The sequence below is a fragment of the Stenotrophomonas sp. STK17_22 genome, from assembly GCF_051983905.1.
In the GTDB taxonomy this organism is placed as follows: domain Bacteria; phylum Pseudomonadota; class Gammaproteobacteria; order Xanthomonadales; family Xanthomonadaceae; genus Stenotrophomonas; species Stenotrophomonas maltophilia_A.
The window spans coordinates 2,689,652-2,700,506 of record NZ_CP197010.1 but is presented as its reverse complement, the minus strand read 5'-3'; the positions used below and the strand labels follow the sequence as shown (position 1 = coordinate 2,700,506).

The window sequence follows — 10,855 nt, the reverse complement described above, 5'->3', positions numbered from 1 at the left end:
ACCAGCGCGGTGTGGTCAGGTCTGCAGGCGGCGTAAATTTAGGGGGACACCTGGACCACGAACAGGACACTTCCGGACATGCCGGGGCTCGTACAGGTCATCTGGGACAGGCGGCGCACTCAAAGCGGCCATCCGGACAACGCAGTCCCACCTGAAGCCAGTCAGTCACATCGACGCTGGATCATCATCCGGACCCATCAGGAGCATTACCGGACACGCGGGGGGCCGTTTAGGCCACGCGCGGTCTCCTGCATTGAAATCAGTCCCCCACGGGATGACTATGGGGACTGCGAAACGCCCCTTCGAAAACGTGATGGCTGCCATCTCCAAGAATCTGCCGACCTCCATGGACTGGCGTGAGCCCGGTGAGGAACTCGCGTTGGACGCGACGTCTCTGAACCCCTCCGACGATCCAGGCTCAACGCACGAATCGCAGATCGCAGAAATCGTGCCGACCGGAGCCAGGGCCATCCTTGGGCTTGTTGAAGAACGGGGTTTCTCGCCGGAAGAGCTGTGCCGCGGGCTTGGTTTCACGTACCGCGATCTCTCGATGAGAGATGTAAGGCTGTCCTACAGGCAGATGCGCAAGCTGTTCATGCGCGCAGAACGATTGCTGGACGAACCTGCATTGGGCCTCGCCCTGGGAGCCCGGCAGACACCCATCTCCTGGGGTGTTCCCGGCCTGGCGATGCTCACCTGCGAGACCTATGGGGAAGCCCTGAACTATGGGCTCAGCCACCAGCAGGCAATCGGCGCCATGCTGATTCACACGATCGAGGAAGCGGGTCGTGAAATCCGGATGGAGGTCCGATTCCGGCGCTTTGATATCCAGCTGGAATCCGTTCTTGTGGAGGATGCATTCGCTGGGTTCGTCGCCGTCAGCAGGTACCTTATTGGCCCCTCGTTTGCGCCGCTACGGGTCGACTTTTCCCTACCCAAGCCCTCCGATCCGGACGTCTACCGGCGGTTCTTCCAGTGCCCGGTGCGCTTTGATGCAGGGATCAACCGCCTGACCTTCGACTCACACTGGTTGAGTGTGCGGCTGCCAGGCTTCGACCGGATCAACTCGAAGATCGTACGCGACCAGCTCGACACGCTGCTGCCAATGCGGGGCGTGCGCAATGAAATTGTCGAGTCGCTGTCGAGCCACCTGCGGTGTGACATCGAGACGACCACCCGGCAGAGCGAACTCGCAAGCCTGATCAATGTAAGCGAGAGAACGCTCAGGCGCCGGCTCAATCGCCAGGATTCGAGTTATCGGGAACTCCGCGATGAGGCCCGGTATGAGCGGGCCCGCGATCTCCTGCTGAACTCAGAGTTGAGCATCGCCGAAATTGCAGACGCGGTTGGATACTCCGACGCCCGTGCATTCCGCCGCGCATTCAAGCGTTGGGCGGGTTGCCTGCCAACCGAGTTCCGGGAATCCAGGTAGACAGCATCCACCCTGGTTCCAGCACGGCGGGTAGCCATCGGTAGAGACCGGGCCACCCAATGACGTCGGGGCTGCCGCCGGGCCGTGCTGCCGGTGGTGGTTGCGCGTCTGTAGTCCATTGCACCAGTGCGTGTGCAGTCCTCTCCAGCCACCCCTCCTTCACCTGGGTAGAACCATGAAGCGCATACGGCTGTTTGAATCGAAACTCGCGGCGAGATTCCTTGAGGTCGATCGATTGGCGCGGGAAGGCGCCACGTTGAAGAACGTGGCTGAGAACATGCGCACGATCACCATTGCGGTGACGATGCTGATCGTGGTGGGGCTTCTGATGGACGTTCCGGCGTCCGTCATTCGTGTGGCGGCCATCGCATGGGGGTGCTGGGCACTGGTCTATGCGCTGCTTGCCGCAGCACAAGCAGGACTTCTCTTTGTCCTTCTGCTTGGCGAGGTGACCCTGTTGAAGCACATCCTCATCCGGATTGGATTTCTCAGAGGCGCCATTGCCACAGGATTCGCGGTGCTTGTCGTGATCATCATGGCAGTGTCGTGCGTGCTGTTCGATCCGAAGCACATGTTGCATTGGTGATTGCCGACATCCTGCCGACACCCTGCAATCGTCGGGCCCGTCATTCCGGACCGGCCAAGGCGAGCCCCGCACATGGGGGATGTTCGACCTCGATTGATTCCGTTCCACTCAACCTGCGAAAGTCATGCACTCTGCAATTCCCTGCTGCCGTAGTCATTCATCAGGCGGCGATCGAACTGCCACTCTGGCCAGAACATCCGGTTCCGGACGCGCCGCGAAAGGCTGCTTGTCGCGGCGGGTTCCGCGGCTCCTCGCAGGAGTGGGAATGCTGTTGCTGGCCGCATGCAGTCCGGTGCATGTGGTCAGGTCAAACCAGGCCAGGACCTATGCGGGTCTCAGCATCCACGGGGAGCGTCGGATGGAGATCGTGCCAGCGGGTAGCACGCACGGGCACTTCCAGACGGTGACTCTCGCCCCCGTCCTGCTGATGCCAGAGGTAGCTGCAACGCTGAGCCCGGGCGTCGGTGATCGCCTCAAGGCTGCCGTAAGCAGTCAGCTGCAGCGGCAGATCGACAGGCGCCTGGGCTGGAGTGGGGCAGGGCGGCCGGGAACGGGGCTGTTGCTGCTTGCAAGGATCACCTCGGTGAAGGAGGTGTCTGTCGGCCTGAACATTGCCACATCGGTCCTGATGGGACCGGTGAGCAAGGGGCAGCTTTCCCTCGAGATCGAGGCGATCGACGCAGGCACTGGCAGGCAGGTAGCACTGCTGCTGCTCGCCGACGAAGCCGATATGAGGGACATCCGGAAAAGCTACACCCCGGACGGTCACGCCAAGGCGATTGCAGGCCGGTTCGCGATTGAGGCGGTGGAGTTCATCGCGCCAATGGTGCGATCACGGCAGCTTCCCGGAGGGCGCAACTGCCGTGCGCTTCACCCCGGTTCCCAGGCCTCATCCGAACCGCGGCTGCAGGAAAGGGAGGGGGTAGGGAGTTCCAATTGCAAATGCCTCTCACTACACTTGCGGCATCCCACCCCTTCCGCCGCCTATGGCGGCCAGAACTCCGGCTCCCGACGTGAATTCCCCGCCCCACCTGTGCAGACCGCTGGCATTTGCCCTGAGGGTGATGTGTCCACGCTAGGCCGGGGCACGGGCAGCAACGCGGATCGGGCCTCGTCCACGGAGGCGGGCATTCCGGAAGACGCCTCGCCAATGGGCGGGAACCTCCTTGCGAAAGCCTATGCCCGCTGGCGCGGGCCCATTCTGCGCAGCCTTGCGCGTGTCAGAGGTGCGGACGGCGAGGACGCCCTGCACGACGGTGCAGTCAAATGGCTGGCGGCAAACCCTGCACTGGCCTCGTGCGACCAGCAAGGCGCCTATTTCCGGCGAACGGTGATGAACACCGTGGCCGATGAGTATCGTGAGCACACCGCAGGCCGCCGTCTCCAGACCCTGCCACTGGCAGATGCCGAGGATGCGGGCCAGGCCATCACCAGCGATGAATCACAGTGCCCGTTGCAGCTCAGCGCCCAGCGGCAGCGCCTGGAGCGCCTGCGAGAAGCGCTGGCCGAGCTGCCGGAACGTCAACGCGAGGCCTTCGTGCTCTGCCGCTTCGATGGCCTGACCCAGGAGGACGTGGCCGCTCGCATGCAGATCTCCCGCCGCATGGTGGTCAAGCACCTGTCGCGAGCGGTTGCCTACTGCGAAGTGCGGGTACGCTATGCGTCTCTGGCACAGATGCAGGAACTGCATCGTCCGACCAAGGCGGGCGAGGCGTTGGCGCCTGCCATCGATGCTGATTTTCCCTGCCGATGACCGATCTCCCTTCTCCCGCAGATTCCGACCCGTTTGCCCTGCATGAGGCGGCGGCCGCGTGGCTGGGACGGCGGCAGGATGCGGACTGGCAACCGAAGGACGAGGCGGCCCTGCAGCACTGGCTGGCCGGGAGCGAAGCACATCGACAGGCGTTCGCCGATGTGACCAGAACCTGGCACGACCTGGGCCAGCTGCCACGCCCCGTACTGGCCTCGGACGCGCATGCGGTGATCACCCCAGCAGTACCTGCACCTGCCGCTCTACGGCGGGGCAGGGCGGCGCGGCGTGCACGCTCGTGGCGCCTGCCACGCGTTGCGGCGGCTGCGGCCGTGGCGATGCTGGCCTTGGGGTACGTCGGCTACGGTTGGTACGCCGCGCCCAGCTACGTACAGGACGTGGCCACCGGCGCGGGCGAGATACGTGATCTGCAATTGCCGGACGGCTCACGGATTTCGCTCAATGCACGCAGCACGCTGGCCGTGCATTTCTATCGATCCCGCCGTGAAGTGGTGCTCAACCAGGGCGAGGCGTTCTTCGAGGTCGCCCCGGCGGCCGACCGGCCCTTCACCGTTGATGCCCAGCGCAGCCGGGTGACGGTGGTCGGCACGGCCTTCAATGTGCGCAATGGGCCGGGCGAAGTCGTGGTCAAGGTGCTGCATGGGCACGTGCGAGTACAGCCGGATCGCGCCGAAGGTGCCGCGCCGGTCAGCCTGCGCGCCGAACAGGGCCTGGCCGTTACCACGCTCACCGCTGCTTATCGCCCCATCGCCGCAAGCGCAGACAGCATTGGCGGTTGGCGCAATGGACGCCTGGTGTTCCGGCGCACCCCGCTGGACGAAGTGGCGCAGGAGGTCGGGCAGTATCTGGGCCATCCCGTCACGTTGGGCCAGCCAGGGCTGAAGTTCCTGCCGGTCTCCGGCTACGCAGCCACCGATGCCCCGGCCACCTTCCTGGAAGCGCTGCCGGATCTGTTGCCCGTGCAGGTGACCCGCAATGCGCAGGGCGGCTATCGCATCGACGAACGGCCTGTTGCCCGCTGACGCCGGAACGAAAATTTCTTCCGGCGCGGGTTCCCACCCCATCGCCATTTTCCGTTTACCCCAGTGAGGCCAGTAGCGGCCAAGCATGATGGAGCGGTAATGGGGTACATGAAGATCAAGCGCGCACTTGTTGCTGGCGCGTTCTCTACGGGGGTACACGCCAAGCGGCTGCCGTTGCTGGCGCTGTGCATTTCCAGCGCGCTGGCAGCGCCGGCCATTGCACAGTCGCAGCCGGCTGCACGCGTACAGTTCAATATTCCGGCGCAACCGCTGGATGCCGCACTGCGCCGCTTTTCCGAGCAGTCCCGGCAGCAGGTGCTGTTCAGCGAATCGGCGGTGGCGGGCCGTCGCGCCCCGGCCTTGACCGGCAGCTACACGCCGCAGGAGGCACTGGCGCGCCTGCTGGAGGGCAGTGGCGTGCGTGTCAATGCCACCCGTCCGGGCGTGTTCACCCTGGCGCAGGAAGCAGCAGCGCCTGCGCGCAGCAAGGATGCCCAGACCACCCTGCAGACGGTGAACGTGACCGCCAATGCCCCAAGCGATGGCGCTTACACGGCACGTGAGCTGAGCCTGGGCAAGCTGGGGCAGAGCATCCGCCAGACCCCGCAGTCGGTCAGCGTGATCACCCGCCAGCAGCTGGACGACCGCAACCTCACCACGCTGGACGAAGCGCTGGCACAGACCACCGGCGTGACCAAGACCGCCCGCAACTTCGGCAACCACAAGTTCTCGATCCGCAGCTTCACCGTGGACGACAGCAACTATCTGGTCGATGGCGTGGCCGGCATTGTCTATGCCCCGGTGGGCTGGCTGCCGATCGACACCGCCGTGCTGGAACGGGTTGAAGTGCTGCGCGGTGCCGGTGGCATGATGCTCGGCGCGGCCGACCCCAGCGGGGCGATCAACATGGTGCGCAAGCGCCCGCGCGACCAGGCCCATCTGGATCTGGCGGCCACGCTGGGCTCGTGGGACAACTACCGCGTCGAGGTGGATGGCGGTGGCCCGCTCAATGCTGCCGGCAGCGTGCGCGGCCGACTGGTCGCCGCCTATCAGGACCGCGACTACTTCCAGCGGGGCACCTCATCGAAGACGCCGGTGGCCTATGGGGTGATCGATGCCAATCTGGGCACGGATACCACGCTGACCTTCGGCCTGCGCCATCAGGCCAGTGACACCGACGGCTACTGGCTGTTCGGCCTGCCGCGCTACACCGATGGCGGTGCGCTGGACATCAAGCGTTCCACCTCGCTCATCCAGGACTGGAACCGGCAGGAGGGCTCCGTCGACGAAGCCTTTGCAGAGGCGGAGCACCGCTTCAACGAACGCTGGAAGGCACGCCTGTCGGTGAACCGCACCGAGTCGGACCTGGACCAGCGTGTCGCGGTTCCGCTGGGTGGGGTGGACCGCGCCACCGGCATCGGTTCGCGCTTCTATGACATCTATTTCAACCGCTCGCGCGTGCGTAGTGATGGCATCGACCTGCACACCACCGGCAGTTTCGACGCCTTCGGCCGCAGCCATCAGCTGCTGCTGGGCGCGATGTGGTCGCGCCAGCGTACCCGCCAGAGCTCGGCGGACCTGGCCATCGACGTGCCGATTGATGTCTACGCACCCGACCACAGCGCCATCGCGCAGCCGCTGCAGCCCGCGTGGGACTGGTCAGAAAACGCCCGCGCCCAGCAGAGCGGCGTGTACAGCAACCTGCGCCTGCAGCTGGCAGAACCGCTGCACCTCACGCTGGGTGGCCGGCTGAGCTGGGTGAAGTACCAGTCCAGCGATGGCTTCACCGGCGCCAAGAGCCGCGACTACGAACAGAAGCACGAATTCACCCCGTACGCCGGCCTCGTCTACGACCTGGGCCCGCAATGGTCGGTCTATGCCAGCTACGCCGATACCTTCCAGCCGCAGAGCTCGTACGTCACCGCGTCCGGCTCGGTGCTGGATCCGGCCATCGGCGCCAACTACGAGCTGGGCGTAAAGGGTGAGTTGAACGATGGCCGCCTGAATGTCTCCGCCGCAGTGTTCTCCATCCGCAAGACCGGCAACGCCGTGGTGGACGAATCCGACCCGGGCAGCTGCCGTGGCTCGCTGGCGTCGTCCGATTGCTACCGCAATGGCGGCAAGCTGCGCAGCAAGGGCTTTGAGCTGGAGGCCAGCGGCGAACTGGCGCCGGGCTGGCAGATGATGGCGGGCTATACCCACGTCACCAGCCGCGACGATGAGGGCGCGACCATCAGCGCCGAGACGCCCCGCCACCTGCTGCGCCTGTCGACGTCCTACCAGCTGCCGGGCAAGTGGAACGCGTTCTCCGTGGGCGGGGGTGTATCGGCACAGAGCAGCTATTCCTATCCGGCCTACGACGACCCGGACTGGCGCATGGGCGCAGCGGGACGTGCCGTGTGGGACCTGCGCGCCGGCTACCGGATCAATCCGCGCTGGAGCGTAGGCGTCAACGTGGCCAACCTGTTCGACACCCGCTACTACGCGATGATCAGCCAGATCCGCCGCGGCAACTTCTTTGGCGAACCCCGCAATGTGATGCTGACGCTGCGCGGCTCGCTGTGATCTTCCGCAGCCGGCGGGGCAACGGCCTGCCCGCCACGAGGCAGGCATGAAAGCGGGCTTCCGGCAGAGCATGTCGTGGCTGCACACCTGGTGCGGCCTCACCTGTGGCTGGCTGTTGTGCGCGATCTTCCTGACCGGCACGCTCAGCGTATTCCGCGAGCCGATCACGCGATGGATGGAGGCCGGCCCCGTGTCGGTCTCCTCGCCAGCGGTGGACACCGCAACGCAGGCGGTGCGTGCGCAGCACTGGCTGGCCGCCAACGCCGCCGATGCCCGGGCATGGCAGATCCGTTGGCCTGCGCAGCACGGCTGGCCCCTGGAGCTGTCATGGGAGGATGGCGACGGCACTGCGCACGAACGCTGGGTGGATGCCGGCGCCGGCATGCCACAGCCTCCACCTCGTCTTCGGGAAACCGAAGGCGGGCGCCACTTCATGTCCTTCCATTACACCCTGCACGGCGGCATGGCCGGCTACTGGCTGGTCGGCTGGATCACGGCCTGCATGCTGCTGGCGCTGGTGTCCGGCGTGGTGGTGCATAAACGCATCTTCAAGGACTTCTTCACCTTCCGCCCGGGCAAGGGACAGCGCAGTTGGCTGGATGCGCACAACCTGAGTGCCGTGCTGACCCTGCCGTTCCTGTTCATGATCGGCTACACCGGGCTGACCTTCTTCTACAGCAGCTATCTGCCGTGGCCGGTGCATGCGGCCTATGGCGATGCCGATGACGCCTATGCGCGCTACGAAGCCGAGCTGGCGCCTGTGCAGCCAGCTCCGCCAGGCATCCTGGTATCCACCGCGCAACTGCCGGACCTGCAGCAACTGCTGGCACGCGCGCACGCCATCAGCGGGCAGCCACCGGCACTGATCGTGATCCAGGCGCCCGGCACCGTGCACAGCGTGGTGGAGGTGATCGGTCGCAAGCCCGTGGGGCGCGCAGACAGGCATCTGCTGACCGAGGCCAGCCGGGCGGCGTTCGATGCTGCCAGCGGCGCGCTGCTGCAACAGCATGGTGCACATCCGCATGTCATTGGCGCCGTACAGGTGCACGAAACCATCGAAGCACTGCACAAGGCCGATTTCGGCGGCTGGCCGATGAAGTGGCTGTACTTCATCAGCGGCCTGCTGGGCACGGCGATGATCGCCATCGGCACGCTGCTGTTCTCCATCAAGCGGCGCAAGCGCAGCGAGCATGAGTTCGGCGCGGCCACGGCGGGCATCTACCGCTGCGTGGAAGCCTTCAACGTGGCATCGCTGGCCGGGGTGGCGCTGGCAAGCATCGTCTACCTGCATGGCAATCGGTTGCTGCCATTGGGAATGAGCGATCGCAGCGCATGGGAAATACGCATTTTTCTTGCTGCCTGCGCTGCCTCGGTGCTGCACGCGCTGTGGCGCCCACCGCGCCTGGCCTGGATCGAGCAGTTGTGGCTGGCTGCAGCACTGTGCCTGGCGCTGCCGCTGGTGAACATGGCAACCACCGGGCAGGGGCTGCTGATGTATCTGCAGCGGGGCGCGTGGCAGCAGGCCGGCGTGGAGCTGGTCGCACTGGCATTCGGGTTGATGCTGGCAAGAATGGCCCTGATGCTGCAGCGCCGCTGGCCCCGGGCACCGGAGGCGGCGCGTACGACCAAGCCTCCGGCCGGGCGAGAAGCGGCCTATCGCTGGCAGGTGGCGAGCCGTGTGCTGGCCGCCTCGCTGGGCGGCTACGTGTTCACCGCCGTTACCGCTGCGGCACTGGCGTTGTTGCTGCCCGCGCTGGTGGGGGTAAGGACGTCCGTTTCGGTCCTGGCCAGTTCACTGCTGGGGTTCGTGCTGTTCATTGCCGTTGCTGCGGGCGTCTTCAGTGCCCGCAGTGTTGGGAGGGTGTGGCTGAGTCTGGCGGCGGGGAGTGCCCTGATGGGGTTGCTGGTGGCGATGCTGCGGACGGGGTGAGGCCAGGGGGGGCGTTGGCCTGTCACATGCTTCCGTCCAGGCTCTTCCGGAAGAACGCTCCCAGCGCTGCAAACGGAATCAGATCGGTGCGGTCGTACAGATCCACATGGCCTGCACCCTTCACCCACAGCAGTTCCTTCGGCTGTCCCGCCAGCCGGTAGGCCTCCTCACTGAATTCCTTTGAATGCGCCTGATCACCCGCAATGAACAACATCGGACGCGGGGAGATGGTCTCGATGTCGTTGAACGGATAGAAGTTCATGAACTTCACGTTGCTGGTCAGCGTCGGGTGGGTGGTGAGCTGCGGTGATGAACCAGTCGGCGTGAACTCGCCGCGCGAAGTGCGGTAGAAGTCGTAGAACTCGCGCTGGATCGGATGAGTATCTGCCTCAAGCCTATGCACCGTGCCGGAGGTGTACTGTGCGGCGCCGCCCTCGGCTTCGACCCAACGCTGGCGCGCGGCAGCAGCAATCACGGCCTTGCGCTGCTCGACGCTCTGCGAGCGGTTGAGGGCACTACGGTTCGCAGCGCCCATGTCGTACATGCTGACGGTAGCAATGGCTTTCATGCGCGGGTCGATCTTGGCCGCACTGATCACGAAACTGCCACTGCCGCAGATGCCAAGCACGCCGATCCGTTCGCGATCCACCTGTGGCTGCGTGCCCAGGTAATCGACGGCTGCACTGAAGGCCTCGGCATAGATGTCCGGCGCAACTGCATTGCGGGGCTCGCCCGCACTTTCACCCCAGAATGACTGGTCGATAGCCAGGGTCACGAAGCCTTGTTCAGCCAGCTTCTGTGCGTAGAGATCCGCACTCTGCTCCTTCACCGCGCCCATGGGATGGCCCACGATGATCGCGGGCAATGCTTGCCCAGGCCTGCGGTTCTTCGGTACGTACAGATTGCCGACGATCTGCATGTGGTACTGGTTGTTGAAGCGCACCTTCTCGCTGGTGAGCTGGGTGCTGCGATAGAAGTTGTCCGCGCCGTGGGCCATGTCCTGTCCAACTGCAGTGAGGGGGATGGCCGCGAGGACCAGAGAAAGCATCAGCGTCTTCATTCGCGCATCTCCGAATACTGTTCGTCGCTTACTTTCTCCAGCCACGTCACCGGGCTGCCATCCACCGCCTCGGCAATCGCGATGTGGGTCATCGCCACTGTGGCACTTGCACCATGCCAATGCTTCACGCCCGGGGCGATCCACACGGTGTCCCCCGGACGGATCTGCTGGCGTGGCTGACCCCACTGCTGCACCCAGCCCACGCCTGCGGTCACGATGAGGGTCTGGCCCAGCGGGTGGGTGTGCCAGGCCGTGCGTGCGCCGCGCTCAAAGGTGACCGTTGCACCTCCTACGCGTGCCGGCGCAGGGCGTTGGAACCCGCCATCGATGCGCACGTTGCCAGTGAAGTAGTCAGCGGGGCCCGCCACGGACGATGCGCTGCCAGCAGGCGTTATGCTCAGATCATCGCTGGCCGGGCCGCCGCCGGTCGCAGGCGCAGCCATGGATATCAACGTACCGAGAAGCATGGACATGGGGAGCACTCCAGGA

Annotated in this window: 8 protein-coding genes; 6 read left to right on the top strand and 2 right to left on the bottom strand. The window is 65.1% G+C overall.

Going from position 1 to position 10,855, the window contains the following annotated elements; all coding sequences use genetic code 11:
- Positions 1-313: 313 nt before the first annotated feature.
- The 6 genes from ACSYS9_RS12625 to ACSYS9_RS12600 all read left to right on the top strand — a co-directional run bounded on the left by ACSYS9_RS12625 (position 314) and on the right by ACSYS9_RS12600 (position 9,306).
- Positions 314-1,432, top strand: a complete 1,119-nt coding sequence (locus ACSYS9_RS12625) for an AraC family transcriptional regulator (RefSeq protein ID WP_256200920.1) — start codon at positions 314-316, stop codon at positions 1,430-1,432.
- Between the two features lie 175 nt (positions 1,433-1,607).
- A complete protein-coding gene (locus tag ACSYS9_RS12620; RefSeq protein ID WP_071228266.1) occupies positions 1,608-2,018 on the top strand; it encodes a hypothetical protein in 411 nt (136 codons plus the stop codon).
- Between the two features lie 265 nt (positions 2,019-2,283).
- Positions 2,284-3,771, top strand: a complete 1,488-nt coding sequence (locus tag ACSYS9_RS12615) for a sigma-70 family RNA polymerase sigma factor (protein ID WP_256200919.1) — start codon at positions 2,284-2,286, stop codon at positions 3,769-3,771.
- Positions 3,768-4,811, top strand: coding sequence for a FecR family protein (locus ACSYS9_RS12610; protein WP_440567954.1), 1,044 nt, complete (start codon positions 3,768-3,770; stop codon positions 4,809-4,811). The genes ACSYS9_RS12615 and ACSYS9_RS12610 overlap by 4 nt, the downstream gene beginning before the upstream one ends.
- Positions 4,812-4,919: 108 nt before the next feature.
- The gene (locus ACSYS9_RS12605; RefSeq protein ID WP_256200918.1) at positions 4,920-7,376 is read left to right on the top strand and encodes a TonB-dependent siderophore receptor; all 2,457 of its coding nucleotides are present in this window, start codon (positions 4,920-4,922) and stop codon (positions 7,374-7,376) included.
- A gap of 46 nt (positions 7,377-7,422) precedes the next feature.
- A complete protein-coding gene (locus ACSYS9_RS12600) occupies positions 7,423-9,306 on the top strand; it encodes a PepSY-associated TM helix domain-containing protein (RefSeq protein WP_071228263.1) in 1,884 nt (627 codons plus the stop codon).
- Positions 9,307-9,328: 22 nt separating this feature from the next.
- On the opposite strand, the gene ACSYS9_RS12595 is transcribed toward ACSYS9_RS12600, so the two are convergent.
- Together ACSYS9_RS12595 and ACSYS9_RS12590 are read right to left on the bottom strand one after the other, a co-directional pair.
- Positions 9,329-10,366, bottom strand: a complete 1,038-nt coding sequence (locus ACSYS9_RS12595; protein WP_049422285.1) for an alpha/beta hydrolase — start codon at positions 10,364-10,366, stop codon at positions 9,329-9,331.
- Complete coding sequence (locus ACSYS9_RS12590) at positions 10,363-10,839, bottom strand: (R)-mandelonitrile lyase (protein ID WP_081352295.1); 477 nt, start codon at positions 10,837-10,839, stop codon at positions 10,363-10,365. The genes ACSYS9_RS12595 and ACSYS9_RS12590 overlap by 4 nt, the downstream gene beginning before the upstream one ends.
- Between the last annotated feature and the right edge of the window lie 16 nt (positions 10,840-10,855).

Excerpts from the sequence above, each read along its gene's own strand:
- ACSYS9_RS12605 (WP_256200918.1), top strand. The coding sequence starts at position 4,920 with ATGAAGATCAAGCGCGCACTTGTTGCTGGCGCGTTCTCTACGGGGGTA.
- ACSYS9_RS12610 (WP_440567954.1), top strand. The coding sequence starts at position 3,768 with ATGACCGATCTCCCTTCTCCCGCAGATTCCGACCCGTTTGCCCTGCAT.
- ACSYS9_RS12590 (WP_081352295.1), bottom strand. The coding sequence starts at position 10,839 with ATGTCCATGCTTCTCGGTACGTTGATATCCATGGCTGCGCCTGCGACC.
- ACSYS9_RS12595 (WP_049422285.1), bottom strand. The coding sequence starts at position 10,366 with ATGAAGACGCTGATGCTTTCTCTGGTCCTCGCGGCCATCCCCCTCACT.
- ACSYS9_RS12600 (WP_071228263.1), top strand. The coding sequence starts at position 7,423 with ATGAAAGCGGGCTTCCGGCAGAGCATGTCGTGGCTGCACACCTGGTGC.
- ACSYS9_RS12625 (WP_256200920.1), top strand. The coding sequence starts at position 314 with ATGGCTGCCATCTCCAAGAATCTGCCGACCTCCATGGACTGGCGTGAG.
- ACSYS9_RS12620 (WP_071228266.1), top strand. The coding sequence starts at position 1,608 with ATGAAGCGCATACGGCTGTTTGAATCGAAACTCGCGGCGAGATTCCTT.
- ACSYS9_RS12615 (WP_256200919.1), top strand. The coding sequence starts at position 2,284 with ATGCTGTTGCTGGCCGCATGCAGTCCGGTGCATGTGGTCAGGTCAAAC.